The following is a 24,864-nucleotide window of genomic DNA, read 5'->3' as shown; positions in this document are numbered from 1 at the left end:
ATAACGGTTTCGAGCGCGAATATCCGTCGCCCCCGTGGGTTAAGCGATCGCAGAGTGTAACGAACAACGAGGTTTTGATGCCCTGGAGCAATCAGAATGGCGGCGGCGGCCCTTGGGGCGGCGGCGGCGGTGGAGGAAATAATCAGGGACCATGGGGGCAGGGGCCGAACCGTCCACGCGGCGGTGGTGGCGGCGGAAAGGGCGGACCTCCCGATCTGGAAGACATGATCCGTCGTGGTCAGGACCGGCTGCGCGGCGTCGTGCCCGGCGGGTTCAACACAGGCGTTCTCTTGATCGTCGCGGCTGTCATCGTGGCTTTCTGGCTTTTCCAGTGCATTTACATCGTCCAGCCGGACGAGCGTGGCGTGGAACTGCGTTTCGGCAATCCGAAGCAGGAAGTGGCGGCACCCGGCCTGCATTTCCACCTGTGGCCGATGGAAACGGTCGAAATCGTCAAGGTCACGGTTCAGCAGCAGAATATCGGCGCGACGTCGTCTTCTTCGTCGAACGGCCTGATGCTGTCTGGTGACCAGAACATCCTCAACGTCCAGTTCTCGGTGTTCTTCACCGTGACGGATCCGAAGGCCTATCTCTTCAACGTCGAGAACCCGGCCGAAACGCTGCAGCAGGTCGCCGAAAGCGCCATGCGCGAAGTCGTTGGCCGTCGTCCTGCACAGGACGCGTTCCGCGACAATCGTCAGCCGATCGAAACCGAAGTGGCCGCCATCGTGCAGGGCACCATGGATCGCTACAAGAGCGGTATCTCGATCAACGCGATCACCATCCAGGACGTCGCGCCGCCGCGTGAAGTCGCCGATGCCTTCGAAGAAGTGCAGCGTGCCGACCAGGACAAGCAGCGCCTCGTCGAGGAAGCGAACCAGTATGCCAACCAGAAGCTCGGTCAGGCCCGCGGTGACGCGGCGCAGATCCGCGAAGCGGCTGCCGCATACAAGGATCGCGTCGTGAAGGAAGCAGAAGGTGAGGCGCAGCGCTTCAGTTCCGTCAACGACGAATATACGAAGGCTCCCGAAGTGACCCGCAAGCGTTTGTTCCTGGAAACCATGGAACAGGTGCTGAAGAACTCCAAGAAGGTCATCATCGACGAGAAGCAGGGGGTTGTGCCCTATCTGCCGCTCAACGAAATCGGCAAACCGGCGCAGCAGGGAGGTTGATCCATGACGTCGAATAAACTTCCCATCTTTCTCGCCGTCTTCGCCGTGGTTCTCATGGTGCTCTACTCGTCGATCTTCGTGGTCAACGCGCGCGAGCAGGCGATCGTCGTTCGTTTCGGTCAGATCCAGTCGGTGAAGACCGAGCCCGGCATCTACTTCAAGCTGCCGTTCACCTTCATGGATGCCGATCGCGTCCAGATCGTCGAGAAGCAGGCGCTTCGCTTCGACCTCGACAACATCCGCGTGCAGGTTCGCGGCGGCGCGACATTCGATGTCGATGCCTTCGTGATCTACGACATCCGCGACGTTCGCCGTTTCCGCGAAACGGTATCGGGCGACCGCGAATCCGCCGAGGCACGTCTTCGCACGCAGCTCGATTCGTCGCTGCGCCGCGTCTACGGTCTGCGTGATTTCGATGCCGCTCTTTCCGAAGAGCGCGTGGCGATGATGCTTGAGGTGCGTGACGACCTGCACAAGGATGCCGAGGCGCTTGGCCTCAACATCCAGGACGTTCGTATTCGCCGTACGGATCTGACGCGCGAAGTCGCGCCGAAGACCTATGACCGCATGCGCGCCGAGCGTCTTGCCGAAGCCGAACTCCTGCGTGCGCAGGGTGGCGAAGAAGGCCAGCGCCGTCGCGCCATCGCCGACAGACAGGTTGTCGAAATCACCGCCGAAGCGCAGCGTGATTCCGAAATCCTGCGCGGTGAAGGCGAAGCGGAACGCAGCAGGCTGTTTGCCGATGCGTTCAACAAGAACCCCGCGTTCTTCGAGTTCTACCGCTCGATGGCGGCCTACACCACGGCCATGTCCTCGCAGGACACGACGCTGGTGCTTTCGCCGGACACGGATTTCTTCCGCTACTTCAACAGCGCGACCGGCCAGCCCGGCCAGGTTCCGTCGGCGGCACCAAGCCTGCCTCCGGTTCCGGCCGCACCGGCGAACTGATCGCCTTGATCCGAAGACCTATCGGGGCCGGCATCTTGCCGGCCCCTTTATTTTATGGGGATTTTGACATCGCTCCTGGACTTCGCGGGCAGCCCACGCAGATTGCACGGGATTTCGCGAAAAGGTGATTTCACCCTCCATCATTACGCCTTATGCTCATGATCAGAGTGCGTTTTTGACACACATGAGGATGCTTGATGGCCCCCACGATCCGCCCGACCTTCAGACGATCGCTCGCGCTTCTGGCCGGGGCAGCAATGCTGGCTAATGTCGGCTTTGCCGGGGTTGTTCATGCACAGACCACGCCGCCGACCAATGGTCCAGCTTCGGTTGCCGATCTCACCGAAGGACTGCTTGACGCGGTCGTGAACATCTCGACATCGCAGAACGTCAAGGACGACGAGGGTGCCGGTCCGGCACCGCGCGCGCCTGATGGGTCGCCGTTCCAGGAGTTCTTCAACGACTTCTTCAACAAGCAGAAGGGCAAGCCCGGCAGCAACCACAATGTCAGCTCGCTCGGCTCCGGCTTCGTCATCGATCCGCAGGGCTTCATCGTCACCAACAATCACGTGATCGAAGGCGCCGACGATATCGAGGTGAACTTCGCCGACGGCAGCAAGCTCAAGGCCAAGCTGATCGGCACCGACACCAAGACCGATCTCTCGGTGCTTAAGGTCGAGCCGAAGGCGCCGCTCAAGTTCGTCAAGTTCGGCGATTCCAGCGGCATGCGCATCGGCGACTGGGTGATGGCGATCGGTAACCCGTTCGGCTTCGGCGGGTCGGTGACTGTCGGCATCATTTCGGGGCGCGGACGCAACATCAATGCCGGCCCCTACGACAACTTCATCCAGACGGACGCGGCGATCAACAAGGGCAATTCCGGCGGCCCGCTCTTCAACATGAAGGGTGAGGTCATCGGCATCAACACGGCGATCATCTCGCCGAGCGGCGGCTCGATCGGCATCGGCTTCTCGGTGCCTTCGGAGTTGGCCGCCGGCGTCGTGCAGCAGCTGCGCGAATTCGGCGAGACGCGTCGAGGCTGGCTCGGCGTGCGCATCCAGCCTGTCACCGACGATGTGGCGGACAGCCTCGGCCTCTCCAGCGCCAGAGGCGCGCTGGTTGCGGGTGTCATCAAGGGCGGCCCTGTCGACGATGGTTCGATCAAGGCCGGCGATGTCATCCTGAAGTTCGACGGCAAGGCCGTCAACGAAATGCGCGATCTGCCGCGCGTGGTGGCGGAAAGCCCTGTTGGCAAGGCTGTCGATGTTGTGGTGCTGCGCGATGGCAAGGAGCAGACCGTCAAGGTCACGCTCGGCCGTCTCGAAGACAGCGATCAGGCAGCCGCGGATAGCTCTGACAGCAACGGCGGCGTGATCAACCCGGATCCGCAGGAAAACCAGGATATGGATGAGCCCGACAGCGATCAGGCCCAGCCGATGCCTGACGGCAAGGGCAAGCCAGCCCAGCCGGCTCCTGATGTCGGCGATGCGAAGGATGTGCTCGGCCTGTCGCTGTCGGCGCTCAATTCCGATAATCGCAAGAGCTTCGGTATCGCCGAGAGCGTCGACGGCGTTCTCGTCTCCGAGGTCAAGCCGGGCTCGCTGGCGGCTGAAAAGGGGCTGAAGGCCGGCGACGTGATCGTCGAAGTGGCGCAGGAATTCATGCGCTCACCAGATACCGTCGTCGCCAAGGTGCAGTCGCTGAAGCAGGAAGGCCGCCGCAACGCGCAGATGATGATCGCCTCGGCGAACGGCGACCTGCGGTTTGTCGCGGTGCCGATGGAGTAGGGCGTCAGCCGCTGCGCTTGAGTTGCTCGGCGATATAGCGGCGCAAGGCGGTGTTTATTTCGGTTTGGTAGCCGCGCCCTTGGGCGTGGCTTTTAAACCATTCAAGAATATCTGCATCCAGGCGGATCGTTACGGATTGTTTGACCGGACGATAGAGTTGACCCTTGCGCGCCAGCGCCCAACGGTCGTCGGTGATCTCAGGTATATCGCTCGTGTCGATTGCCTCATCGGCAAGAGCGTCGAGAGCGTCGAGTTCCGCCTGCTGCACTTCAGTGAGCGATCGAGTTTTCGTATTGCTTTCTCTCATGTGCTGTCGCCTTTCTGGCGCTGATAATGCGAATGATTTCCTCGCCGTCATCATCATACGACGTATGCACGGCGACCAAGACGGTTGTTATGCCGTTCCTGCCGATCGCCAACCATCTCTCTTCGCCATCATAAACCGCATCGGGAACAAGCAGATAATTTGGATCGCTCCAGATGAGTGCAGCGGTTTCAAATGAAATGCTGTGTTTCAGTTTGTTGCTGCGGCTTTTTTGCTCGTTCCATATAAATTGCGGCATGCGAATGCCTCACAATATCGTACGTACAAATTTGTAAAATTCAATGTTCTATGTGTGCAGCATAACGCAGCTTGCAACCGCCTGAAAGCGTGCATTTCAAGCTCACATTGTCTCTCGCCCGTGGTCGGTTAGGACGTGGGACATTCTAAGTAGGATTGGAGTGGCCTAAGTGGTGACCATTCCGACCTCACACCGTCACAAAATCCGTCTTGCGGTAGCCCTGGATGTAGAGGAGGGCACTGAGGTCGGCGTGGTTGATCTCGATCTTCGCTTCGGCGGCGACGGCGGGTTTGGCGTGGAGGGCGACGCCGGCACCTGCGAGGTGCAGCATGCCGAGATCGTTGGCGCCGTCGCCGACGGCCATTGCCTCTTCAGGGGAGATGCCGAGTTTCTTGGAGATATCCTCGAGCGCATCGACCTTTGCCTGCTTGCCGAGGATCGGCTCGGCGACGAAGCCGGTGAGGTTGCCGTTTTCCTCAAGCAGGATGTTGGCGCGGTTTTCGTCGAAGCCGAGGGTGGCTGCGATGCGGCTGGTGAAGACGGTGAAGCCGCCGGAGACCAGCGCCGTGTAATAGCCCTTCGCCTTCATCGTCGCGATCAGTTCCATACCACCAGGCGTCAGTGTGATGCGCTTGGCGATCACTTCGTCGACGACCGAGATCGGCAGGCCCTTCAGGAGCGCCACGCGTTCGCGCAGGGCGGGCTCGAAGGCGATCTCGCCGTTCATGGCGCGGGCGGTGATCGTCGCCACCTTGTCCTTGAGGCCGACTTCGGCTGCCAGTTCGTCGATGCATTCCTGGCCGATCATGGTCGAATCCATGTCGGCGATCAGAAGCTTCTTGCGGCGTGTGTCCTGGTCCTGGATGACGAGATCGATCGGGGCACCGGCGATGACGGATGTTATCGCGGCGTGCGCGGCCGTCGCATCGGTGCCGTCGCGCAGCGCGATATCGCAGGCTACTCCGTCGGCCAGCCAGTAGAGACCGGATGCCTTGGCGGCGTCCGCGGCCTTCTCGGCGATGGCGGCTGTCAGAACAGGATTTGACGGATTGGCAACAAGCGTGGCAACGAGAGCCATGATGGAAAACCTTCTGAACGCAATGGACGCGATCCTGATAACCGGGCCGACGGCCAGCGGCAAGTCCGCGCTGGCCGTCGAGCTTGCGAAACGTCACGATGGCGTGGTGATCAATGCCGACAGCATGCAGGTCTACGACACGCTGCGGGTGCTGACGGCGCGTCCCTCGGACGAGGACATGCAGGGCGTGCCGCATTATCTCTACGGCCACGTCTCCGCCGCGACCGCCTATTCCACCGGCGCTTGGCTGCGCGATGTCAGCGCACTTCTGCCGCAACTTCGGGCGGATGGTCGTCTGCCTGTTTTCGTCGGCGGGACGGGGCTCTATTTCAAGGCGCTGACCGGTGGGCTCTCCGACATGCCGACGATCCCCGAGGATATTCGCACGCGGTTACGGGCGCGGTTGATCGAGGAAGGCGGCGTGGTGCTTCATGCGGAGCTTGCGGCGCGCGACGCCGATGTGGCGGCGGCGCTCAATCCGCAGGATGGTCAGCGGATCGTTCGGGCGCTGGAGGTGCTGGAGGCGACGGGACGGTCGATTGCCGAGCTTCAGGGGCAGTCCGGCCCTGTTGTCGTCGATCCGGACAGGGCGCGAAAGATCGTGGTGCTGCCGGAGCGTGCGGTGCTGCACGACCGCATCAACCGGCGTTTCGAGCTTATGCTGGCTGAGGGGGCTGCTGACGAGGTGAGGGCGCTTCTGGCGTTGTCGCCGGCACCCGAGATGCCGGTCATGAAGGCGATCGGCGTGTCGCAGATCGCGGCCATGATCGACGGCGCGATGTCACGCGAGGATGTGCTGGAAAAGGGAGCGGCTGCGACGCGGCAATATGCGAAGCGGCAGATGACGTGGTTTCGCAACCAGATGGATGATAGCTGGGAACGGCTTGCACCTTGATGGAATGATGGGCGCAAGTTTCGCGCCAGGGTTGCTATCTAAGCAGTCATGAGGATCAAAGTGGGGGACCTCATGAACAACTTTCTCTTCAAGGCACTTGCGTCGATCAACGCGATTCTCGCAGTCATCATTCTTGCCGGTTCGACAATTTCCGCCGGTGCCGCGGCGGCGGCTCAGGGCGGGCCGGGAATGTTCGTCATCGGTGCGCTTTTCGGCGCGATCGGCGGGATCGTGGCCGCATCGCTGGTCTGCGGAACGATTGCCTTTCTGACGCTGGTCGAGCGCCATCTCAGCGTGCTTGCCGCTGCGGCCAAATCGGGCAACACGTAAGACCTCAATCCTTGTCGTAAAGGCTGCTCAGCGGCTTCTTCAGGATGCTCTCGCGCAGCGATACACCGGGTTCGCGGCGAATGCTTGTCGGCTGCGCTTGTGGGTCGGCGGGACGCGGGGTCGGATTCTGTTCGCCGCGCATTTCGCGTCGCAGCGCTTCGAGGCGGCTGTCGATCGATGTGTCTGCGGCGACGCCGAAGGATTCGCGCGATGATCTCGGCGATGCTGTCGGTTCGCGCGATACCGGGGCTGACGGCAGCATGTCGCGGCGGTAGGGTTCGATCGGGGCGAGTGGCGGGGTGACCGGGATCGGCGCCGGGATGATCGGCGGATAGACGTCGGCCGCGAAGACCTGATTGTAGTCCGCGTCCTCTTCTTCCCCGAGGTCGAGGCCGGCGTTCTTGACGCTTTGCTGGAAGGCGGAGATGTCGGGGCCGCTCACCGCGCGCATGCGGGTGACGATCTTGCGCAGGTCGACGTTATCTGGATCTTCCTCGGTGAACTTCGGCGTGGCGCCATTGGCCTTCGGCAGCAGGTCTTCGCTGACGCGGGAGAAGCGCATGCGCATCGGCACGCTGATCGCCTCGCCGAAGGCAATCGCTTCGCCGTTGCCGATCGAGGAAATGAAGCTTGTCGTCGAGATCGACGAGTTCGGGATGGCTGAGCGAATGATTTCCTGGTCGCGGTCGTTGGCAAGGCGCATGGCAAACAGCGTCGAGCACTGCGACAGGATGGTCTGGTCGAGTTCGCCCGGGCGCTGCGTGATGATGCCGAGCGAGACGCCGTATTTGCGGCCTTCCTTGGCGATGCGGGCAATTGCCTGGCGCGTCGGGAAGAAGCCGAGCGTGGGGTCCGACGGAATGTAGCGGTGCGCTTCTTCGCAGACGACCAGCATGTGGATGGCGCCATCGCTCCACAGCGCGATTTCGAACGCCATGCGGCACAGCACCGACGCCACGGAATTCACGACCTCGGAGGGGATGCCGGAGAGCTGGAAGGTGCAGATCGGCTTGTTGTCGCCGGGCACACGGAAGATCTCGGCCACCGTCTCCATGATCGTATCGGAGATCGTGTTGTTGGAGAACATGAAGTGATAGCGCGGGTCGTTGATCGCGGCGATGATGCGCATCTTCAGCGAGCGCAGGAATGGCTTCTCACCACGACCTTCCAGGCGGCCGATGCGCTCGTCGATCAGCGCCAGGAGGTCGGCCATGCGGTAGGGAACTGGTGTGTCGGCGGTGATCGAGCTCTTCTCGGTGGTGCGGCGAACCAACGAATTGTCGCTGCCGCGGAAGGCGCGCTTGGCTTCCGGCAGTATGTCGCGCAGCATGTCGAGCTCTTCGGGCACCGGCGTCCGGCCACGGAACACCACTTCGGCGAATTCTTCCAGGCGCATCAGCCAGAAGGGCAGGTCGAGCGTGTCGGTATCGACGACGACGGAGTGTTTGGGGAAGGCGGCGGCAAATTCGTTGTGCGGATCGAGGATCAGGACGCGCAGCTTCGGGTCGGCCTCGATCGCCTTGTGGAGCAGCAGCGACACGGCGGTCGACTTGCCGACGCCGGTGGAGCCGACGATGGCGAAGTGCTTCGACAGCATCGAGGGGACGTGGATCGACGCGTCGATGCTGTCGTCCTGGGTCAGCTTGCCGATGACTGCGGTGGTTCCGGTGCCGGCGTCATAGATGCGCATCAGGTCGGCGGAGCGGATGCGATGCGCGACGGCGCCGAGATAGGGGTAGCGCGAGATGCCGGTCGAGAATTGCTCCGTGCCGTCCTCGTCGACGCGGACTTCGCCCAGCAACTCCGTCTCGATCTTGAAATAGTTGTCCTCGCCTTCGCCCCAGGCATGCGTGCCCGTGTTCATGGAATAGACGAGCGCCACGACGCGGTTGCGACCGACGGTGATCGAGATCAGGCGTCCGACGGACCAGAGTTCGGTGAGGTCTGTGCCGCCGGCTTCGGCGACGGCTGCGATGGTGGCGCGGGACCCGCTGCACGCGACAACGCGGCCGAGGAAACGGTTTCCCGGCGCTAGTACATCGCGGCGGTCATGCTCGCCTGCGCTGCCTGACGTCTGCAAGTCGTTGTTCTGCAAAGGGCTACTCCCTGAGATTGCAGGGCAGGATAAAAGGGAACGTTTAATAAACCCTTTGCCGCAAGGGCTTCTGCGGCCATGTTTATTACCGACAGCGCATGCTCGGCTTTTTATTGCTTTAAGCGTTGACGCTGCGAAATTTTCTGTCTATCACTTCCGGCCATGAAGATAGCAGCAATTCTTATTGTGGTGGGACAGCGCATGGGCAGGATGGTGTAACCATCCGGCGATAGCCACCCATGCGCTAGACAACAGGCTCCCCAAGGGGCCTTTTTTTATGCCTGAAATTCAGGCTCGCCGCCAAGACCTTCAAATCCCAGCAGTCAAAATGGAACAAAAACATGACGGGCACGGACAATCAGACGGACGAAAATCGGATGACAGGCGCAGAAATCGTTATCCGCGCGCTCAAGGACAATGGTGTCGAACACCTGTTCGGCTATCCCGGCGGCGCCGTGCTTCCGATCTATGACGAGATCTTCCAGCAGGACGACATCAAGCACATCCTCGTTCGCCACGAGCAGGGCGCCGGCCACGCAGCCGAAGGCTATGCTCGCTCCACCGGCAAGGTCGGCGTCATGCTCGTCACGTCAGGTCCCGGCGCCACCAATGCGGTCACCCCGCTGCAGGACGCGCTGATGGATTCGATCCCGCTCGTCTGCCTCTCCGGCCAGGTTCCGACCTCGCTGATCGGCTCCGACGCCTTCCAGGAAGCCGACACCGTCGGCATCACGCGCCCCTGCACCAAGCACAACTGGCTGGTCAAGGACGTCAACGATCTGGCGGCGATCATCCATGAAGCCTTCCGCATCGCGCAGTCGGGCCGTCCGGGTCCGGTTCTCGTCGATATTCCGAAGGACGTTCAGTTCGCCACCGGCACCTACACGCCGCCGGCAGCCCACGCGATCCAGAAGAGCTACCAGCCGAAGGTTCAGGGTGATCTGAACCAGATCCAGGCAGCGATCGAGCTGATGTCGAAGGCGCGTCGTCCGATCATCTATTCCGGCGGCGGCGTCATCAACTCCGGGCCTGAAGCTTCCAAGCTGCTGCGCGAGCTGGTCGAGCTCACCGATTTCCCGATCACCTCGACGCTGATGGGGCTGGGCGCCTATCCGGCATCCGGCAAGAACTGGCTGAAGATGCTGGGCATGCACGGCTCCTACGAGGCGAACATGGCGATGCATGATTGCGACGTCATGGTCTGCATCGGTGCCCGCTTCGACGACCGCATCACCGGCCGCCTGAACGCGTTCTCGCCGAACTCGAAGAAGATCCACATCGACATCGATCCGTCGTCGATCAACAAGAACGTTCGCGTCGATGTTCCCATCCGCGGCGACGTCGGCAATATCCTGGAAGACATGGTTCGCCTGTGGCGTGCCCTGCCGAAGAAGCCGGAGAAGAGCCAGATCGCGGACTGGTGGGCCGATATCACCCGCTGGCGCGCGCGCAACTCGTTTGCCTATACGCACAGCAACGATGTGATCATGCCGCAATATGCGCTGGAGCGCCTCTATGCGCTGACCAAGGATCGCGACACCTTCATCACCACCGAAGTCGGTCAGCACCAGATGTGGGCGGCGCAGTTCTACGGCTTCGAGAAGCCGAACCGCTGGATGACCTCGGGTGGCCTGGGAACGATGGGCTACGGCCTGCCGGCCGCACTCGGCGTGCAGATCGCGCATCCGGAAAGCCTCGTCATCGACATCGCAGGTGACGCCTCGATCCAGATGTGCATCCAGGAAATGTCGGCGGCCATCCAGTATGAAGCGCCGATCAAGATCTTCATCATGAACAACCAGTACATGGGCATGGTGCGCCAGTGGCAGCAGCTGTTGCACGGCAACCGCCTGTCGAACTCCTACACCGAGGCGATGCCCGATTTCGTCAAGCTGGCAGAAGCCTATGGCGCCGTCGGCCTGCATTGCGAAAAGCCCGGCGATCTCGACGCGACCATCCAGGAGATGATCGACGTCAAGAAGCCCGTGATCTTCGATTGCCGCGTCGCCAATCTCGCCAACTGCTTCCCGATGATCCCATCGGGCAAGGCACACAACGAGATGCTGCTGCCGGACGAAGCCACCGACGAGGCCGTCGCCAACGCCATCGACGCCAAGGGCCGCGCACTCGTTTGATCGAAGCGAGGGGACGCGCTAGATTGATCGCGTCCCTTCCTTGAGGAGCAGGTGCCATGGCCAGAGTGAAGATGTCGGATGCCGGTACTGTGGAGTTGCCGAAGGCGATGCGAGATGCGCATGGCTTCAAGGCCGGTGCCGAATTCGAGGTCATTGATGACGGCCAGAGGATATTTCTGGAACTGGTAGCGCCGCTTCATCCAACAGATGAGGACCACAAGCTCAGCGCAGACGAGTTTCTGGCGTTTATTAGAAGCTTTCCGAAATACGAAGGTCCACCGATCACGGATGAGATGATGCACGAGGCGATCAATCAGGCCGCAATCGAGGACTGGGAGCGGCTGGAGCGACAATGGGCAGGTGAGGACAAGGATGAAGACGACAAGGACGGTTGATACCAACATCCTCGTCCGACTCTTTGCCCAGGACGATGACGAGCAGTGGGCAACGGCATCCGATATCATCACCAGATATCGACTTGTGGTGTTGTCGACCGTTCTTCTGGAGACGGAGTGGGTGCTGCGCAGCCGCTACAGCTTCGGTCGTCCAAGGATTATCGCACTGTTCCAGGCGATGCTTCTTTCCGAAAACTTCATCTTTGCCGAGAGGGAAAGGGTCCTGCGGACGCTGGAAGCATTTTCAAACGGCATCGATTTTGCCGACGCTTTCCACATTTCCGCGCTTTCGCCTGCAGAAACCTTCATCACCTTCGATCGCAACCTCGTCAAGCTTGCTCAAAAACACATGAATTCCGTCAGCGTCGAGCTGGCGTCCTGACAAAATCTGAGGAAACGGACCAAGACATGAACGCACACCTACAGCCGACGGGCTCCGCCTACTTCATTTCGCCGGAAACGGCGGCCATCGAGAACCACACGCTATCGGTTCTCGTCGATAACGAGCCGGGCGTTCTGGCCCGTGTCATCGGCCTGTTTTCCGGCCGTGGCTACAATATCGAGAGCCTGACGGTCTCGGAGACCGAGCACCAGGCGCATCTGTCGCGCATCACCATCGTGACGCGCGGGACGCCGCAGGTGCTGGAGCAGATCAAGGCGCAGCTCGAGCGCATCATCCCGGTGCACCGCGTTGTCGACCTGACGGTGCGGGCCCGCGAGCTGGGGCAGGAGCGGCCGATCGAGCGTGAAGTGGCGCTGATCAAGGTGGCCGGCGATGGCGAGACGCGCGCCGAGACGCTGCGCCTGGCTGACGCGTTCCATGCCAAGGTCGTCGATGCGACCGTCGAGCATTTCATTCTCGAACTGACCGGCAAGTCCTCGAAGATCGACCAGTTCGTGGCGATCGTGAAGCCGCTCGGCCTGATCGAGGTCTGCCGCACCGGGATCGCGGCGATGAACCGCGGTCCGCAGGGCATGTAAGTTCCGACACCAAAGTCGGTTGAACAGGAAGCCGCTGGAGATCAGAGCATCTCCAGCGGCTTTTTTCTTGATGGTGGCGGGAAGGCGGCGTCGAGGGCAGCCAGGTCATCGTCGCTGAGGTCGAGCGAGACGGCGTCGCGGTTTTCGGTGGCGCGGGCGGCATTCGAGGTCTTGGGGATGGCGATGACGCCTTCGCGCTCCAAGAGGAAAGCCAGCGCAAGCTGCGCCGGGGTCGCCTGGTTGGCCTTGGCGATGCGGATGATCTCGGGATGGTGGATGATGCGGCCCTGCTCGATCGGCGAATAGGCCATGACGGGGATGTTGCGCTCCTGGCACCAGGGCAGGAGATCGAACTCGATGCCGCGTCGGCCGAGATTGTAGAGCACCTGGTTGGCGGCGACATTGCTGCCTGCGGGAACGTTGAGCAGTTCCTCCATATCGTCGGTGTCGAAATTGGAGACGCCCCATTGGCCGATCTTGCCTTGAGCTTTCAAGATCTCGAAAGCCTCGACGGTCTCGGCCAGCGGGTGGTTGCCGCGCCAGTGCAGGAGGTAGAGATCGATGCGGTCGGTGCCCATGCGCGACAGGCTGCTTTCGCAGGCCTCGATCGTGCCCTTGCGGCTGGCATTCCAGGGATAGACCTTGCTGACCAGATAGACCTCGTCTCGACGGCCACGGATCGCTTCGCCGACGATCTTCTCGGCGCCGCCTTCGGCATACATCTCGGCGGTGTCGATCAGCGTCATGCCGAGGTCGAGGCCGGCGCGCAGGCTCTCGATCTCGCGTTTGGCTTCGGAAGCCTTTTCGCCCATGTTCCAGGTGCCCTGGCCAAGTACGGGCAGTTCCCTGCCGTCGCGCATGGTCAGCGTTGGGATCGGATCGTCTTGCATGGTGGGCCTCGTGTTGTCGGTGTCTCCGGCAAGTGATATACATTGGATATCAGGGGCTAGATATGACCAAGGTGACGATTTCCAAGTGGGGTAACAGCATCGCGATCCGCCTGCCCAAGGCGGTCACCGACGAACTGCACCTGCGCGCCGGCGATGTCGTCAACCTCGACGTTCGCGATGGCAAGGCGACGCTGGAAAAGCCGAAGCAGCAGTTGGCGCCTTCACTTGCGGAGATTGTTGCCGAGATCCGGCGCCTGGGGCCGGAAAATGAACCGGAGACGGTCGATTGGGGCCGGGATGTCGGTTCCGAACGTTTCTACGATCATGACGAGTAGCCATATCTTGACGGCTGGCGATGTTGTCGTGGTCAACCTCGATCCGATCAGAGGCAGCGAACAATCCGGTATCCGGCCAGCGCTCGTCATCTCAAATGTCTTGATGCACGAAGTCTCCAAGCGCATCGTCGTCTGCCCGATCACGAGAAATATGACGCCTTGGCCGACGAAGATACCGATCCCTGATGGCTTCAAGACGCAAGGTATGGTTCTGGCGGATCAAGTGCGTTCCCTTGACTACGAGGAGCGCGTGCTTCGTCAGATTGAGACACTACCTACCGAATTCGTCACACTGGTCAGAAGCTATGTCGGCAGGCTGCTCGACCTCGACGTGGCCGCTGCTTCCGGCTGACAATCCTGTCACCATGACAATAGGCAGATAGAAACTCCGATTTAGGTCAATTATGCTGACCTAAATTAACAAGGCCCGTGGCGATGATTTGCGGGCCACGGAGGTTGCCCATGCCGCTGGATACGTTTCTTGCACTGCTTCTCTTCGCCTTCACCACATCGATCACGCCGGGCCCGAACAACATGATGCTGTTCACCTCGGGCGTGAATTTCGGTTTTCGCCGGACGATCCCGCACATGATCGGCATCGGAGCCGGGTTCTTCTCGCTGCTGATCGGCGTTGGGTTCGGGCTGGGCGCGGTGCTACATACGGTGCCGGCGGTCTATACGGCGCTGAAGTTTGCGGGCGGTGCCTATCTGGTGTGGATCGCCTGGAAGATCGCGACGTCGCGGTCTCTCAGCGAAGGGAAGGGCGCTGTGAAGCCGATGTCTTTCCTGTCGGCGGCGGCGTTCCAGTGGGTCAATCCAAAGGCCTGGGTCATGGCGGTAACGGCGATGGCGACCTATACGATCCAGGATATCTACTTCGTCAGCGTCATGATCGTCGGGCTGGCCTTTGCCGCCGTCAACGTGCCGAGCGTGTCCACTTGGGCCGGTTTTGGCTCGGCGCTGCGCGACTGGTTGTCCGATCCGGTGCGGCTGAAGTGGTTCAACATCACCATGGCGGTGCTTCTGGTGCTCAGCCTCTGGCCGATGCTGAAATAGGCCGATCGCGTCAGACGGGACTTGGCGTCCGCTTCGCGAGTGCCTAAGGATAGGTCGACAATGGCGGAGGATAGTCTCTTGCACGACGACCACGAACATCACGATCACCATGATCACGATCATCATCATGATCATCACCACGACAACCATTATTCCGACATGCAGGCTCGCGTGAAGGCGCTGGAGACGGTGCTGACGGAGAAGGGGCTGATCGATCCCGCGGCGATCGACGCGATCGTCGACACCTACCAGACCAAGGTCGGGCCCCGGAACGGCGCGCGGGTGGTCGCCAAGGCGTGGAGCGATCCGGATTTCGCCGAATGGCTGAAGCGCGACGCGACGGCTGCGATCGCCAGCCTCGGCTACACCGGACGCCAGGGCGAGCACATGCGCGCGGTGTTCAATACCGATGAGACCCACAATCTCGTCGTCTGCACGCTGTGCTCCTGTTATCCGTGGTCGGTACTGGGGCTGCCGCCCACATGGTACAAGGCGCCGGCCTATCGTTCGCGGGCGGTGATCGATCCGCGTGGGGTGCTCAGCGAACTCGGCGTGAGCCTGCCTGAAGAGCAGAAGATCCGCGTCTGGGATTCTACGGCGGAGCTGCGCTATCTGGTCATCCCGCAGAGACCCGAGGGCACCGAGGGCTTGAGCGAGGAGCAGCTTGCCGATCTCGTCAGCCGCGATGCGATGATCGGCGCCGGCCTTGCCGCAACACCGGGAGCGACGGAATGAACGGGCCGCACGATCTCGGCGGGCAGATGGGCTTTGGCGCCATCGCGCCGGAGAAAGACGAGCCGTATTTCCACGCGGAGTGGGAAAAGCGGGCGCTGGGCCTGACGCTCTCCTGCGGTGCCTTTGGTGCCTGGAACATCGACGAGAGCCGGCATGCCCGCGAAAGCATTCCGCCGGCCAGCTATCTCTCGGCCAGCTATTACGAAATCTGGACGCGGGCGCTGGAGGTTCTTCTGGAACGCCACGGCTTTACCAGCGCCGACGAGATCGAAAGCGGCCACAGGCAGTTCGACGGCGCTGCCCCGAAGCGGGTGCTGAAGGCCGATATGGTATCAGGCGTTCTCGCCAAGGGCGGCCCGTGCGATCGGCCGCTCGATCAGCCGGCGCGGTTTGCCGTCGGTGACCGCGTGAAGACGCGGAATTTCAATCCGACGACGCATACCCGGCTGCCGCGTTATGCGCGCGCCAAGGTCGGTGTTATCGAGGCGGTGCAGGGCTCCTTCGTGTTTCCTGATGATAACGCGCATGGCAAGGGCGAGAACCCGCAATGGGTCTACACCGTCGTGTTCGATGGCGGCGAGATCTGGGGCGAGGGGGCAGATCCGTCGCTGACGGTTTCGATCGATGCCTGGGAGAGCTATCTTGAGCAAGTGTGATACGCGCTCGCCGCTTGCCCAATCGCCGCAATTGCCACGCTCCCTCGAGGGCGAGCCGGTGTTTCCGGAGCCGTGGGCGGCGGAGGCGTTCGCGATGACTGTGCATCTGCATGAGCGCGGGGTGTTTGCATGGACCGAATGGGCGGAGGCGTTGTCCGGCGAACTGCACAAGCCCGGCCGGGCGGAGGATGGCAGCGATTATTTCGATTGCTGGGTGGCGGCGCTGTCGTCGATTCTCGTCGATTGCGGTATTGCCGATGCCGAGACGATTATGGGCCTGCAGCAGAGTTGGCAGCGGGCGGCGGAGGCGACGCCGCATGGGAAGCCGATTACGCTCGACAGTGATCCGCGGCGCTGATGGTTCGGTCGTCTCCTTACGGTGACATCACGATGGAAACTGGCGGTAGCATTCCTCGGCGACCTTCCTCAACTCCTCGCGTGAAATCTCGCCGGTGACGGCGTAGCCGAGTTCGCCGTCGATCCAGTAGAAGGTCTCAACATTGTCTGATGAGGCGAAGCGGAAGCTGGTCGTCTTGTTCGCCGTGTTGCGGCCGACGAGGACGGTAAGGCGTTCGCCGGTCTGGTTTTCGTACATGAACATCGCGCCCGGCTTGCCGTCGACGGGCAGCAGGCGGCCGCCGACGAGGTGGTAGTTCAGGCTCGTGAGGTCGGGCACCTTGAGGTTCGATATGGCCAGCCGCTTGCCGAGCCATGTGGCGAGGTGAGCTTCCTCGTTGGCAAAGACCTCGACGGGGTGGCGGACTTCGCTGGCGTAGATAAGGAAGGCGTTCTGGGCTTCCTTCGGGAAGGTTTCCTGCGCCGTCAGCTGCAGTTGGGGACGCTCAAAGAGAGCGGGGCCGTAGTGGCCGGCGAGCGTGCCGGCGGCGAAGACGGCGATGGTTGCGGCGATAGCGGCGAGGCGCTTCGACCAGGGGGAGAGTGCCGGTGGTTTGCCGATCATGTCGGCATCGCCGGGCCTGCTCTTTTCATAGCCTGAGAACATCGCCTTGATGCCGGCGTTCTGCGCCTGCCATTCGGCGACTTTCGCGGCATCGTCGGGATTGTCGCGCAGCCATGCTTCGATGCGGGAACGATCGGCATCGGCGAGCAGGCCGTCGGTATAGGCGTGGAGGTCCGCTTCGGTCACGGGTTGGTCGGCGGCGTTCATTTCGGTCTCCGAAGCGTAATGACGTTGTCTGATTTCATGTGTTCGGCCAGTTGCTGGCGGGCCCGCGACAGGCGCGACATGACGGTGCCCAAGGGTATGTCGAGCATGTCGGCCACTTCCTGGTAGGTGTAGCCCTCGATGACCACGAGCATCAGGACGGCGCGGTGATCTTCCGACAGGCCGTTCAGCGCGTCTTCCAGGCGGGAGCGTTCGAGCGGGTCGGTTGATGCTTCGGGTGCGGCCACGTCGATCGCGCCATCTATGTCCACGAGGTTGCCGCGCACGATGGTACGGCGCTGGTTGCGATAGAGGTTGGTCATGATCGTCAGCACCCAGCCGCGCAGGTTGAGGCCGCGCCACTGCGTGCGGCGGGCGAGCACCTTTTCGACGCAATCATGCAGCAGGTCCTCGCCATCGCTGTCTGAGCGCGTCAGGCTTCGGGAATAGCGCCTGAGCGATGGTAGGAGGGCCAGGATCTGGCCCTCGAAGGTTTCGGGTGCGGGTGGCTTCATGCGATCAAGCCCGCCCTGTCCTTATGGCTTTGCGACATCCCATACATCCTTGACGCCGTCACCGGTGATATCGCCCATCTTCTTGTCCTTGACCCAGAAATAGAGTGGCATGCCGTCCTTCGCCCATTGCTTCATGCCGTCCTTGCGGTCCACGATCGAGTATGCCCCTTCCGGCTTGGCATTGCCATCGGCCATCAGCGGCGGCCAGTTCTTGGCGCAATCGTCGTAGCAATTGGAAACGTCCTTCGTGTCCTTCTTGAAGGTGTAGAGCGACATGCCGTTTTCGCCGGCGAGAACCTTGCCCTTGGCCGAATCGACCGTCTTGACGGGCGGGGCGGCGAAGGCGGCGGTGGCGGCTGCAGATGCGACGGCAAGAGCGATCAGGAATTTCGCGGATTTCATCGGGTGTCTCCTCGGGTTGGGCGCACGCGGTTTGCGTTGCCTGACATGAGACAAAACGGGGGGCGATTTTTTTCCCTGGTATCTGCGATTTTTTTCGACAGCGTACGAAGGCCGGCCGTCTCGCGGCATTTTGCGGTTGCCTATCGCTGACGAATCCTGCCAAGTCGATGGATCATGCAATTTGCTCCGCAACAAGACGAAGCCCTGAAAGCCGTTGCCAAATGGCTGAAGGAGGGCAAGGCCCCGATTTTTCGCCTGTTCGGCTATGCCGGCACGGGCAAGACCACACTTGCGCGGCATTTCGCCGAGCATGTCGATGGCGAGGTGCTGTTTGCGGCCTTCACCGGCAAGGCGGCGCAGGTGTTGCGCACGCGCGGCGCCAGCAATGCGCGCACGCTGCATTCGCTGATCTATCGGCCGCGCGGCGAAGAGGCCGTCGAGGACGAAGAGACCGGCAAGACCTCGATCGCGCCGATGTTCACCATCAACCGCCAGAGCCCCGTTGCAAAGGCGGCGCTGATCATCGTCGACGAATGCTCGATGGTGGATGAGGCGCTGGGCAAGGATTTGATGAGCTTCGGCACGCCGATCCTGGTGCTCGGCGATCCCGGCCAGCTGCCGCCGGTCTCCGGCGGCGGCTTCTTCACCAACCAGGAACCCGACTATCTCTTGACCGATATCCACCGGCAGGCGCGCGACAACCCAATCATCGGGCTCGCCATGCAGGTGCGCGAGGGCAAGGAGATCATGTATGGCGATTACGGCGCTGCGCAGGTGATCTCGAAGAACGAGGTCAACCAGTCGCTGGTGCTCGATGCCGACCAGGTGCTCGTCGGCACCAACCGCACGCGGCGGCGCTATAATCAGCGGCTGCGCGAGCTGAAGGGTTTCACCGCCGATTATCCGCAGACGGGCGACAAGCTGGTCTGCCTGCGCAACGATCCCGCCAAGGGGCTGCTCAACGGCTCGCTGTGGCAGGTGATGACGTCGTCGAAGGAGACGACGAAGCCAGGGATCAATCTTCTGATCCGGCCCGAGGATGACGATATCGATCGCGGGGCGGCGAAGATCAAGCTGCTGAAGCAGGCCTTCGAAGATGTCGAGGGCGAGATTCCCTGGAATACCCGCAAGCGTTACGACGAGTTCGATTTCGGCTATGCGCTGACCGTGCACAAGGCGCAGGGTTCACAGTGGAACAATGTCGTGCTGTTCGATGAAAGCTGGGCGTTTCGCGATACGAGGGAGCGCTGGCTCTACACGGCGATCACGCGCGCGGCGGAAACGCTGACGATCGTCCGCTGAATTTGTCAAGCGCGTCGCATGTGGGTGCCGCAAAACCGCTGCACAGTTTTGCGCGACATGCTTCAGATCTGCACGATGCCGAGCAGGACCGCCTTGGCGATCGCCTGGAAGCGGTTGTTGGTGTCGAGCTTTTTGATAATCGCGGCCTCGATCGACTTCGCGTCGTCCTCCTTGAGATCGAGCGTGCGGGCGATGCGTTGGGTCGATAGTCCCTCGGTCATCAGCACGAGGCAGCGATACTCCTGTTCGGTGAGCGTGCGCTCATGCTGGTTGTCGTTGAGCGGCGGCTCGTCGCCGGGGGCGGTGTTTTCGAGCAGTTCGCTCACCTGCTGAAGCTGGCGGTGCAGCGTCGACATTTCCGCCGTCAGTTCGCGCTTTCGCGAGGAAAGGGCGGCGGCGAAGACGGCGTCGGCATCCTGCTGCGAGATGGACCTGCAGAGGTCGGCCATCAGTTCCTGGATGACCGCCACCGGCATGCCCGCTTCGCGGCAGACGTTGATGACGGCCATGCGCCTGATGTCGGCGTGCTCGTAGACGCGCATCAGCCCGATGCGGCTCGAGGCGATCAGCCCTTTCTCCTCGTAGAAATGCAGGGTTCGGTGGGTGACGCCGAAGGCGTTGGCCATGTCGGCAATCGCGACCTTACCGCCGGGCAGGCTTGCCGGGCGCGCGACGCGCGGCAGGAACCTGAAATCGGGAGGCGCCTGGGGCGGAGCGTTTGGTCTTGCAGCCTGCTTATGTCGTTCGGACATGAGCCCTCCTGTTCTACGCATGATCAAGTGCGCGCATGACATGGATACGGGCGCGGTCGAGCGGTTTTGACGATGCATTCCCGGTCGGAATGCAAAGCAACGGATCCTCGATCTGGTGATCCATTGCGATCAGACTATGCGTTAAACGACTGATTTGTTATCCTTAAAAATAGTCACTTGTAAATAATAGTCGAATGTACATACGGCTGCACTGCAACTTCTGAACGAATCGTGTGGAGCGTTTCTGTCCCGGATGCTTAATCGTTTTTCTGATGCGTCTTGCCGTTGGCGTTACTTTGCCTGCGGCGATGTGGCGGCGGCTGGCCATCAATCAGAAATTCACATGCAATCATGCACGAATCTCGTTGGCCGCGACGGCGTCCTTGGCTTAAAAGCGGGGCAGCTTCTTTCATTGAATGGAAACTCGCCATGCCCACCACGCTTTCCGTCAATCTCAACGCCATCGCCATGCTGCGCAATCGCCGCGACCTGCCGTGGCCGAGCGTCGAGGCGCTGGGGCGCATCGCGCTCAAATCGGGCGCGAGCGGGCTGACGGTTCATCCACGCCCCGACGAACGGCACATCCGGTTTTCCGATCTCCCTGTTATTCGCAACCTTGTTGACGACGAGTTTCCGGAAGCCGAGTTCAATATCGAGGGCTATCCGACGGACGAGTTCCTAGACCTCTGCGTAAAGGCCGCGCCCGAGCAGGTGACGCTGGTGCCGGATCATCCCTCACAGGCGACGTCTGATCACGGCTGGGACTTCCGCAAGGACCGTGAACTGCTGACCGATGTGATCGCGCGGCTGAAGAAGATGGGCACGCGCGTATCGCTGTTTGCTGATGGGGACGGGGACGAGGAGGCGGTGGCGATTGCCAAGGCGGTCGGCGCTGATCGGATCGAGCTCTACACCGGCCCCTACGGCGGTTGTTATGACGCGCCGGAGCGGGTGGGGCCGATCCTCGAGGCGCTCGGCAAGACGGCCGATGCGGCGCTGGCGATCGGGCTCGGTGTCAACGCCGGCCATGATCTGACCGTTGCCAATCTGCCGCCGCTGGTCAAGCGCATCCCGAAGCTTGCGGAAGTCTCGATCGGCCACGGGCTGACGGCGGATGCGCTGGAGTTCGGCATGGCGGAGACCGTGCGCCGCTTCTGCCGCGCCTGCGGCCAGAAGATCTAAGCCTAGCCAGACAAACAAAAACCCGCTCCGGTGGTGCGGAGCGGGTTGTGGCTTCAGGGAGAGCGCTGTCAGGCGACGAGCGCTGCCTTGTTGGCCACGAAGTAGTCCTTCAGCGACTGCGGCTGCTTGCCAGTCAGCTTGGTGAAGTCCTCGGTCACGTGATCGAAATTGCCGGCGCGGACATTGGCGTCGGCCGAAACCAGCATGTCAGCGACAAAATCGGGAAGACCGGCGCCGAGCAGGCCCTGGCGCAGCTGGTCGTCGGTCACCTTCACGGCGGCGAGCGGCTTGCCGGCGGCTTGCGAGATCGCGGCGGCGATCTCATCGGCGGAAAGCGACTGCGCGCCCGTCAGCGTGTAGGTGGCGCTGTCCTTGGTGCCCGATGCGAGGGCCGCGGCGGCTGCAAGCGCGCAATCGTCACGCGAGATGTTCGGAACCTTGCCGTCGCCCGATGCCGTGTACCAGCTGCCGCCCTGAAGATTGTGCGGCATGGAATGCATGTAATTGTCGAGATACCAAGCGTTGCGGATGATCGTGTAGGGCAGGCCGCTTGCCTTGACGGCGTTTTCGGTGCCGAGATGGTCTGGCGCGAAGGTCACGAGCGATTTGTCGGGGGACGGCATCGAGGTGTAGGCGATGTGCTTGACGCCGGCCTTGACGGCAGCGGCGACGGCCGTCGTGTGCTGCTTCAGGCGCTGGCCGGGAACGGCGAGCGCGTCGGTGCTGATGATGAGCGCGCGGTCGGCGCCCTTGAAGGCGGCCTCCAGTGAGGCGGCATCATCGAAATCGGCCTTGCGGGTCTGGACGCCCTTGGCGGCAAGGTCAGCCAGCTTGGAGGTGTCGCGGCTGGCGGCGATCAGGTTGGCCGCGGGAACCTTGTAGGTCTCGAGCAGGTGATGGATGACGCGCTGGCCAAGCTGGCCGGCGGCACCGGTGATGAGGATCGTTTCGCTCATGTGTGTAAACCTCTAGGTTCGATTGCTGGTCTCGAAAAGAGACTAGGGCTAAAATAGGGATTGACCGACAACTGTAAAGAAGGCAGTTTTTGCGCCGTAAGTTACCAAAAGGGAACCATCAGCATGGCCGGCACCGTCGTCAACCTGAAGAGCAAGGCCGAGCCGCGCGTGCGGAACGAGGTCGATCTCTCCAAGCTCGATTTCAACAATTGCCCGGTGCGGGACATGATGCAGCAGATCGGCGGCAAGTGGTCGACGCTGATGCTGGAGGCGCTGTCGCAGCAGCCTTATCGTTTCGGCGAACTTCGCCGGATGATCCCGGATATTTCACAGCGCATGCTGACGCAGACGCTGCGCGACCTGCAGCGCGACGGCTATATCGAGCGCGAAGTGTTTCCGACGAAGCCGCCGAGCGTCGAGTACCGGATGACGGATCTCGGCAATTCCCTCTACCAGACGCTGGCACTGCTGTTGAATTGGGCGGAGAACAACCATGAGGCCGTTCGCTCCGCCCGGGTCAAGTTCGACGCATCGGGTGCGTGACGCTTGCGTGCCTCTGGGCGCGGAGTAAAGCGTCACGCCGTTCCCGATACTGATCAGCGCTTGCGCAGCCCTTCGGTGAGGAAAAGCAGGAAGGCGAGGCTGGGGAAGCAGAGGCCGATCCAGGCAGTCAGCGTCCAGCCACCCGTCGCGAACGCCCAGCCGCCGATGGCAGAGCCAAGCGCGCCGCCGGCGAAGAAGGTTGCCATGAAGAGGCCGTTGAGGCGGCTGCGATGCTCCGGGCTGATCGCGTAGATCGCCCTCTGGCCGACCACGAGGTTGGTCGTTACCCCGAAATCGAGAATGATCGCGGCTGCCGTCAGCAGGGTCAGCGCGAGTGCTGAACCATCGGTCGCGAAGTGGCTGATCAGGAAGGCGATGATGCCGCAGAGCATGGCGATGGTCGATGCGATCTTGGTGAGGCCGCGGTCGGCGAGGCGGCCGGCGATCGGCGATGCGATGGCGCCCGCGGCACCGGCAAGCGCGAAGAGCGCGATGCCGTTCTGCGTCAGGCCGAAGGCGGGGCTGGCGAGCAGAAGCGGCGTCGTCGTCCAGAACAGGCTGAAGGCGCCGAACATGCCGGCCTGATAGAGCGCGCGGCGCTGGAGGACGCGGGAATGCAGGGCGAGATGCGCCATGGAGGCGAGCAGCGCGCCGTAGCTCAGCCGCGTGTGCGGGGTGCGGACTGGCAGCTGGACGCGCAGGATGGCGGCGAGCAGGATCATGACGACGGCCGACGCATAGTAGACGACATGCCAGGATGTGGCCTCGGCGAGGAAGCTTGCGACCGGGCGGGCGAGCATGATGCCGCAGAGCAGCCCGCTCATGACATTGCCCACGACGCGGCCGCGCGAGGCATCGGGCGCCATGTTGGCGGCGAAGGGCACGAGCACCTGAACGGCGACCGAGCCCATGCCGATACAGAGCGAGGCGGTGAGGAACAGGGTGGGTGTGGTGGACAGCGCAGCGCCGACAAGCGCCACGGCCGACATGAGCACCAAAGTGAGGACCAGCTTGCGGTTTTCCATGAGGTCGCCGAGCGGCACGATCAAAAGCAGGCCGAGGCCATAGCCGATCTGCGTCAGCGTGACGATCAGGCCGGTGGCGGCCGGGCTGAAGCCGAGCGAGGCGCTGATCGGACCGGCGAGCGGCTGGCCATAATAGAGATTGGCGGCCACGAGCCCGCAGGCGGCGGCGAAAAGAAATGTCATCAAAGGCGAGATCGTTGGCGCTGCAACGGTCTCAGGTGTGGTGGACGAAAGGCTCATGCTGGGCTCCGGTGGGGCAAACGGATAGTACAGGTGGTTGCGAGCGCGGTTTTGCGCGCTCTTGGGAAAACAATCAGGTCAGAAGCTTCATCGCGTCGCGGGCGACTGCGTCCATATCGGGCGCGGTGCGGCCGGTCTTGCCGACGATGCGCATGCCGGCGGTCAGGCAAAGCAGGGTGCGCGCCGTGGCTTCGACATCGAGCGTGGCGGAAATGGAACCGTCGCTCTGGCCGAGGCGGATAAGTTCAATCAGGTGCGCTTCATTGGCATCGAAGGCATCGGAGACGCGTTGCGCGGCCTCCTCGTCGAAGATCGCGAGCTCGTTGGCGCTGCCGACCACGAGGCATCCCCGCGTGCCGGACGCACCATGCGAAGACGATGCGTAGGAGCTCAGAAGCTCGCGGACCTTGTCGCGGCCGGTGGCGGCCTCCTTCAGGCGGGCTTCGAGCAGGGCGCGGCGGATTCGCCTATAGCGGTCGAAGGCGGCGAGGAAGATGCCGCGCTTGTCCTTGAACGCCTTGTAGACGCTGCCCGAGGTCAGCTGCATCGCCTCGGTCAGTTCGCTGATGGAGGCGGCGTGGTAGCCGCGCTCGGAAAAGACGTCGAGCGCCTTGCCAAGCGCTGCGTCCATATCGAATTCACGCGGGCGTCCGCGCGCTCGGCTGGTGTCGATGAGTGCGTGCGTGGTCATGGATCGACTGATTAGGAAATGATCGTTTCCAAATCAAGCC

General features: G+C 62.0%; 30 protein-coding genes. 18 read left to right on the top strand and 12 right to left on the bottom strand.

The annotated features are described in order from the left end of the window. Window positions 1–77 precede the first annotated feature (77 nt). The 3 genes from hflK (at window position 78) to J5286_RS13785 (ending at window position 3,907) form a co-directional block, all read left to right on the top strand. Window positions 78–1,172 carry an FtsH protease activity modulator HflK gene (hflK, locus tag J5286_RS13795; protein ID WP_047505628.1) on the top strand — a complete coding sequence of 365 codons (1,095 nt, stop codon included), beginning with the start codon at window positions 78–80 and terminating at the stop codon, window positions 1,170–1,172. A gap of 3 nt (window positions 1,173–1,175) precedes the next feature. Beyond that, complete coding sequence (hflC, locus tag J5286_RS13790) at window positions 1,176–2,120, top strand: protease modulator HflC (RefSeq protein ID WP_209190819.1); 945 nt, start codon at window positions 1,176–1,178, stop codon at window positions 2,118–2,120. Window positions 2,121–2,317: 197 nt separating this feature from the next. Next, the gene (locus J5286_RS13785; RefSeq protein ID WP_209190818.1) at window positions 2,318–3,907 is read left to right on the top strand and encodes a DegQ family serine endoprotease; all 1,590 of its coding nucleotides are present in this window, start codon (window positions 2,318–2,320) and stop codon (window positions 3,905–3,907) included. Window positions 3,908–3,911: 4 nt separating this feature from the next. Here J5286_RS13785 and J5286_RS13780 read toward each other — a convergent pair whose 3' ends face one another. From J5286_RS13780 to serB, 3 genes are all read right to left on the bottom strand, one after another. After that, window positions 3,912–4,214, bottom strand: coding sequence for a BrnA antitoxin family protein (locus J5286_RS13780; RefSeq protein WP_209190817.1), 303 nt, complete (start codon window positions 4,212–4,214; stop codon window positions 3,912–3,914). Then, window positions 4,177–4,470: a BrnT family toxin gene (locus tag J5286_RS13775; protein ID WP_209190816.1), complete on the bottom strand. Its 294-nt coding sequence runs from the start codon at window positions 4,468–4,470 to the stop codon at window positions 4,177–4,179. Before J5286_RS13775 ends, J5286_RS13780 begins: the two co-directional genes overlap by 38 nt. 187 nt (window positions 4,471–4,657) lie before the next feature. Next, the gene (gene serB, locus J5286_RS13770) at window positions 4,658–5,548 is read right to left on the bottom strand and encodes a phosphoserine phosphatase SerB (RefSeq protein WP_209190815.1); all 891 of its coding nucleotides are present in this window, start codon (window positions 5,546–5,548) and stop codon (window positions 4,658–4,660) included. Between serB and miaA the strand changes: the two genes are divergently transcribed. Together miaA and J5286_RS13760 are read left to right on the top strand one after the other, a co-directional pair. Beyond that, window positions 5,547–6,443, top strand: coding sequence for a tRNA (adenosine(37)-N6)-dimethylallyltransferase MiaA (miaA, locus tag J5286_RS13765; RefSeq protein WP_209190846.1), 897 nt, complete (start codon window positions 5,547–5,549; stop codon window positions 6,441–6,443). The two genes, serB and miaA, sit on opposite strands and share 2 nt — an antisense overlap. A gap of 72 nt (window positions 6,444–6,515) precedes the next feature. Beyond that, window positions 6,516–6,773 (top strand): hypothetical protein, encoded by a 258-nt coding sequence (locus tag J5286_RS13760; protein ID WP_209190814.1) that lies wholly within the window; start codon window positions 6,516–6,518, stop codon window positions 6,771–6,773. Between the two features lie 4 nt (window positions 6,774–6,777). Here the strand turns inward: J5286_RS13760 and J5286_RS13755 are convergent, their stop codons facing one another. Then, complete coding sequence (locus tag J5286_RS13755; protein WP_209190813.1) at window positions 6,778–8,868, bottom strand: ATP-binding protein; 2,091 nt, start codon at window positions 8,866–8,868, stop codon at window positions 6,778–6,780. Between the two features lie 341 nt (window positions 8,869–9,209). Here J5286_RS13755 and J5286_RS13750 point away from each other — a divergent pair, with 341 nt between their 5' ends. From J5286_RS13750 to ilvN, 4 genes are read left to right on the top strand one after another with little or no spacing between them, the layout of a single operon-like run. Beyond that, the gene (locus J5286_RS13750) at window positions 9,210–11,003 is read left to right on the top strand and encodes an acetolactate synthase 3 large subunit (protein ID WP_209190812.1); all 1,794 of its coding nucleotides are present in this window, start codon (window positions 9,210–9,212) and stop codon (window positions 11,001–11,003) included. Between the two features lie 56 nt (window positions 11,004–11,059). Beyond that, window positions 11,060–11,398 (top strand): AbrB/MazE/SpoVT family DNA-binding domain-containing protein, encoded by a 339-nt coding sequence (locus J5286_RS13745; RefSeq protein WP_209190811.1) that lies wholly within the window; start codon window positions 11,060–11,062, stop codon window positions 11,396–11,398. After that, window positions 11,376–11,780, top strand: coding sequence for a type II toxin-antitoxin system VapC family toxin (locus tag J5286_RS13740; RefSeq protein ID WP_209190810.1), 405 nt, complete (start codon window positions 11,376–11,378; stop codon window positions 11,778–11,780). The genes J5286_RS13745 and J5286_RS13740 overlap by 23 nt, the downstream gene beginning before the upstream one ends. Window positions 11,781–11,806: 26 nt before the next feature. Continuing rightward, window positions 11,807–12,379, top strand: a complete 573-nt coding sequence (ilvN, locus tag J5286_RS13735) for an acetolactate synthase small subunit (protein WP_018900306.1) — start codon at window positions 11,807–11,809, stop codon at window positions 12,377–12,379. A gap of 41 nt (window positions 12,380–12,420) precedes the next feature. Here ilvN and J5286_RS13730 read toward each other — a convergent pair whose 3' ends face one another. Next, complete coding sequence (locus J5286_RS13730) at window positions 12,421–13,269, bottom strand: aldo/keto reductase (RefSeq protein ID WP_209190809.1); 849 nt, start codon at window positions 13,267–13,269, stop codon at window positions 12,421–12,423. Between the two features lie 62 nt (window positions 13,270–13,331). On the opposite strand from J5286_RS13730, the gene J5286_RS13725 reads away from it, so the two are divergent. From J5286_RS13725 to J5286_RS13700, 6 genes are all read left to right on the top strand, one after another. Further along, window positions 13,332–13,604 carry an AbrB/MazE/SpoVT family DNA-binding domain-containing protein gene (locus J5286_RS13725; protein ID WP_209190808.1) on the top strand — a complete coding sequence of 91 codons (273 nt, stop codon included), beginning with the start codon at window positions 13,332–13,334 and terminating at the stop codon, window positions 13,602–13,604. Beyond that, window positions 13,567–13,956 carry a type II toxin-antitoxin system PemK/MazF family toxin gene (locus J5286_RS13720; protein WP_245205999.1) on the top strand — a complete coding sequence of 130 codons (390 nt, stop codon included), beginning with the start codon at window positions 13,567–13,569 and terminating at the stop codon, window positions 13,954–13,956. Before J5286_RS13725 ends, J5286_RS13720 begins: the two co-directional genes overlap by 38 nt. Window positions 13,957–14,066: 110 nt before the next feature. Further along, entirely contained in the window at window positions 14,067–14,660 is a 594-nt protein-coding gene (locus tag J5286_RS13715; protein WP_018900312.1) for a LysE family translocator, read from the top strand. Window positions 14,661–14,720: 60 nt separating this feature from the next. Beyond that, the gene (gene nthA, locus J5286_RS13710) at window positions 14,721–15,395 is read left to right on the top strand and encodes a nitrile hydratase subunit alpha (protein ID WP_209190807.1); all 675 of its coding nucleotides are present in this window, start codon (window positions 14,721–14,723) and stop codon (window positions 15,393–15,395) included. Then, entirely contained in the window at window positions 15,392–16,051 is a 660-nt protein-coding gene (nthB, locus tag J5286_RS13705; protein ID WP_209190806.1) for a nitrile hydratase subunit beta, read from the top strand. The genes nthA and nthB overlap by 4 nt, the downstream gene beginning before the upstream one ends. Further along, window positions 16,038–16,409 carry a nitrile hydratase accessory protein gene (locus J5286_RS13700; RefSeq protein ID WP_209190805.1) on the top strand — a complete coding sequence of 124 codons (372 nt, stop codon included), beginning with the start codon at window positions 16,038–16,040 and terminating at the stop codon, window positions 16,407–16,409. Before nthB ends, J5286_RS13700 begins: the two co-directional genes overlap by 14 nt. Window positions 16,410–16,436: 27 nt before the next feature. On the opposite strand, the gene J5286_RS13695 is transcribed toward J5286_RS13700, so the two are convergent. From J5286_RS13695 to J5286_RS13685, 3 genes are read right to left on the bottom strand one after another with little or no spacing between them, the layout of a single operon-like run. After that, window positions 16,437–17,219, bottom strand: coding sequence for an anti-sigma factor family protein (locus J5286_RS13695; protein ID WP_209190804.1), 783 nt, complete (start codon window positions 17,217–17,219; stop codon window positions 16,437–16,439). Further along, window positions 17,216–17,731, bottom strand: a complete 516-nt coding sequence (locus J5286_RS13690; protein WP_209190803.1) for an RNA polymerase sigma factor — start codon at window positions 17,729–17,731, stop codon at window positions 17,216–17,218. The genes J5286_RS13695 and J5286_RS13690 overlap by 4 nt, the downstream gene beginning before the upstream one ends. A gap of 21 nt (window positions 17,732–17,752) precedes the next feature. After that, complete coding sequence (locus J5286_RS13685; protein WP_047505596.1) at window positions 17,753–18,133, bottom strand: COG4315 family predicted lipoprotein; 381 nt, start codon at window positions 18,131–18,133, stop codon at window positions 17,753–17,755. A gap of 174 nt (window positions 18,134–18,307) precedes the next feature. Here J5286_RS13685 and J5286_RS13680 point away from each other — a divergent pair, with 174 nt between their 5' ends. Next, window positions 18,308–19,435, top strand: a complete 1,128-nt coding sequence (locus J5286_RS13680) for an ATP-dependent DNA helicase (protein WP_018900321.1) — start codon at window positions 18,308–18,310, stop codon at window positions 19,433–19,435. A 62-nt stretch (window positions 19,436–19,497) separates the two neighbouring features. Here J5286_RS13680 and J5286_RS13675 read toward each other — a convergent pair whose 3' ends face one another. Continuing rightward, window positions 19,498–20,187, bottom strand: a complete 690-nt coding sequence (locus J5286_RS13675) for a MerR family transcriptional regulator (RefSeq protein WP_209190802.1) — start codon at window positions 20,185–20,187, stop codon at window positions 19,498–19,500. 429 nt (window positions 20,188–20,616) lie between these two features. Here J5286_RS13675 and J5286_RS13670 point away from each other — a divergent pair, with 429 nt between their 5' ends. Further along, entirely contained in the window at window positions 20,617–21,369 is a 753-nt protein-coding gene (locus J5286_RS13670; protein ID WP_209190801.1) for a pyridoxine 5'-phosphate synthase, read from the top strand. Between the two features lie 68 nt (window positions 21,370–21,437). Here J5286_RS13670 and J5286_RS13665 read toward each other — a convergent pair whose 3' ends face one another. Next, complete coding sequence (locus J5286_RS13665) at window positions 21,438–22,325, bottom strand: SDR family oxidoreductase (RefSeq protein ID WP_209190800.1); 888 nt, start codon at window positions 22,323–22,325, stop codon at window positions 21,438–21,440. 123 nt (window positions 22,326–22,448) lie between these two features. On the opposite strand from J5286_RS13665, the gene J5286_RS13660 reads away from it, so the two are divergent. Continuing rightward, complete coding sequence (locus tag J5286_RS13660; RefSeq protein WP_018900326.1) at window positions 22,449–22,868, top strand: winged helix-turn-helix transcriptional regulator; 420 nt, start codon at window positions 22,449–22,451, stop codon at window positions 22,866–22,868. 53 nt (window positions 22,869–22,921) lie between these two features. Here J5286_RS13660 and J5286_RS13655 read toward each other — a convergent pair whose 3' ends face one another. Further along, window positions 22,922–24,133 (bottom strand): MFS transporter, encoded by a 1,212-nt coding sequence (locus J5286_RS13655; RefSeq protein WP_209190799.1) that lies wholly within the window; start codon window positions 24,131–24,133, stop codon window positions 22,922–22,924. Window positions 24,134–24,206: 73 nt separating this feature from the next. Continuing rightward, window positions 24,207–24,824 carry a TetR/AcrR family transcriptional regulator gene (locus tag J5286_RS13650; protein ID WP_209190798.1) on the bottom strand — a complete coding sequence of 206 codons (618 nt, stop codon included), beginning with the start codon at window positions 24,822–24,824 and terminating at the stop codon, window positions 24,207–24,209. Between the last annotated feature and the right edge of the window lie 40 nt (window positions 24,825–24,864).

This window comes from Rhizobium sp. 16-488-2b (genome assembly GCF_017741815.1).
Lineage (GTDB): Bacteria > Pseudomonadota > Alphaproteobacteria > Rhizobiales > Rhizobiaceae > Rhizobium.
Note: the sequence above shows the minus strand (reverse complement) of the source record. Positions and strands in the feature narration are given on the sequence as shown.

Excerpts from the sequence above, each read along its gene's own strand:
- hflK (WP_047505628.1), top strand. The coding sequence starts at position 78 with ATGCCCTGGAGCAATCAGAATGGCGGCGGCGGCCCTTGGGGCGGCGGC.
- hflC (WP_209190819.1), top strand. The coding sequence starts at position 1,176 with ATGACGTCGAATAAACTTCCCATCTTTCTCGCCGTCTTCGCCGTGGTT.
- J5286_RS13785 (WP_209190818.1), top strand. The coding sequence starts at position 2,318 with ATGGCCCCCACGATCCGCCCGACCTTCAGACGATCGCTCGCGCTTCTG.
- J5286_RS13780 (WP_209190817.1), bottom strand. The coding sequence starts at position 4,214 with ATGAGAGAAAGCAATACGAAAACTCGATCGCTCACTGAAGTGCAGCAG.
- J5286_RS13775 (WP_209190816.1), bottom strand. The coding sequence starts at position 4,470 with ATGCCGCAATTTATATGGAACGAGCAAAAAAGCCGCAGCAACAAACTG.
- miaA (WP_209190846.1), top strand. The coding sequence starts at position 5,547 with ATGATGGAAAACCTTCTGAACGCAATGGACGCGATCCTGATAACCGGG.
- serB (WP_209190815.1), bottom strand. The coding sequence starts at position 5,548 with ATGGCTCTCGTTGCCACGCTTGTTGCCAATCCGTCAAATCCTGTTCTG.
- J5286_RS13760 (WP_209190814.1), top strand. The coding sequence starts at position 6,516 with ATGAACAACTTTCTCTTCAAGGCACTTGCGTCGATCAACGCGATTCTC.
- J5286_RS13750 (WP_209190812.1), top strand. The coding sequence starts at position 9,210 with ATGACGGGCACGGACAATCAGACGGACGAAAATCGGATGACAGGCGCA.
- J5286_RS13745 (WP_209190811.1), top strand. The coding sequence starts at position 11,060 with ATGGCCAGAGTGAAGATGTCGGATGCCGGTACTGTGGAGTTGCCGAAG.
- J5286_RS13740 (WP_209190810.1), top strand. The coding sequence starts at position 11,376 with ATGAAGACGACAAGGACGGTTGATACCAACATCCTCGTCCGACTCTTT.
- ilvN (WP_018900306.1), top strand. The coding sequence starts at position 11,807 with ATGAACGCACACCTACAGCCGACGGGCTCCGCCTACTTCATTTCGCCG.
- J5286_RS13730 (WP_209190809.1), bottom strand. The coding sequence starts at position 13,269 with ATGCAAGACGATCCGATCCCAACGCTGACCATGCGCGACGGCAGGGAA.
- J5286_RS13725 (WP_209190808.1), top strand. The coding sequence starts at position 13,332 with ATGACCAAGGTGACGATTTCCAAGTGGGGTAACAGCATCGCGATCCGC.
- J5286_RS13720 (WP_245205999.1), top strand. The coding sequence starts at position 13,567 with ATGTCGGTTCCGAACGTTTCTACGATCATGACGAGTAGCCATATCTTG.
- J5286_RS13715 (WP_018900312.1), top strand. The coding sequence starts at position 14,067 with ATGCCGCTGGATACGTTTCTTGCACTGCTTCTCTTCGCCTTCACCACA.
- nthA (WP_209190807.1), top strand. The coding sequence starts at position 14,721 with ATGGCGGAGGATAGTCTCTTGCACGACGACCACGAACATCACGATCAC.
- nthB (WP_209190806.1), top strand. The coding sequence starts at position 15,392 with ATGAACGGGCCGCACGATCTCGGCGGGCAGATGGGCTTTGGCGCCATC.
- J5286_RS13695 (WP_209190804.1), bottom strand. The coding sequence starts at position 17,219 with ATGAACGCCGCCGACCAACCCGTGACCGAAGCGGACCTCCACGCCTAT.
- J5286_RS13690 (WP_209190803.1), bottom strand. The coding sequence starts at position 17,731 with ATGAAGCCACCCGCACCCGAAACCTTCGAGGGCCAGATCCTGGCCCTC.
- J5286_RS13685 (WP_047505596.1), bottom strand. The coding sequence starts at position 18,133 with ATGAAATCCGCGAAATTCCTGATCGCTCTTGCCGTCGCATCTGCAGCC.
- J5286_RS13680 (WP_018900321.1), top strand. The coding sequence starts at position 18,308 with ATGCAATTTGCTCCGCAACAAGACGAAGCCCTGAAAGCCGTTGCCAAA.
- J5286_RS13675 (WP_209190802.1), bottom strand. The coding sequence starts at position 20,187 with ATGTCCGAACGACATAAGCAGGCTGCAAGACCAAACGCTCCGCCCCAG.
- J5286_RS13670 (WP_209190801.1), top strand. The coding sequence starts at position 20,617 with ATGCCCACCACGCTTTCCGTCAATCTCAACGCCATCGCCATGCTGCGC.
- J5286_RS13665 (WP_209190800.1), bottom strand. The coding sequence starts at position 22,325 with ATGAGCGAAACGATCCTCATCACCGGTGCCGCCGGCCAGCTTGGCCAG.
- J5286_RS13660 (WP_018900326.1), top strand. The coding sequence starts at position 22,449 with ATGGCCGGCACCGTCGTCAACCTGAAGAGCAAGGCCGAGCCGCGCGTG.
- J5286_RS13655 (WP_209190799.1), bottom strand. The coding sequence starts at position 24,133 with ATGAGCCTTTCGTCCACCACACCTGAGACCGTTGCAGCGCCAACGATC.
- J5286_RS13650 (WP_209190798.1), bottom strand. The coding sequence starts at position 24,824 with ATGACCACGCACGCACTCATCGACACCAGCCGAGCGCGCGGACGCCCG.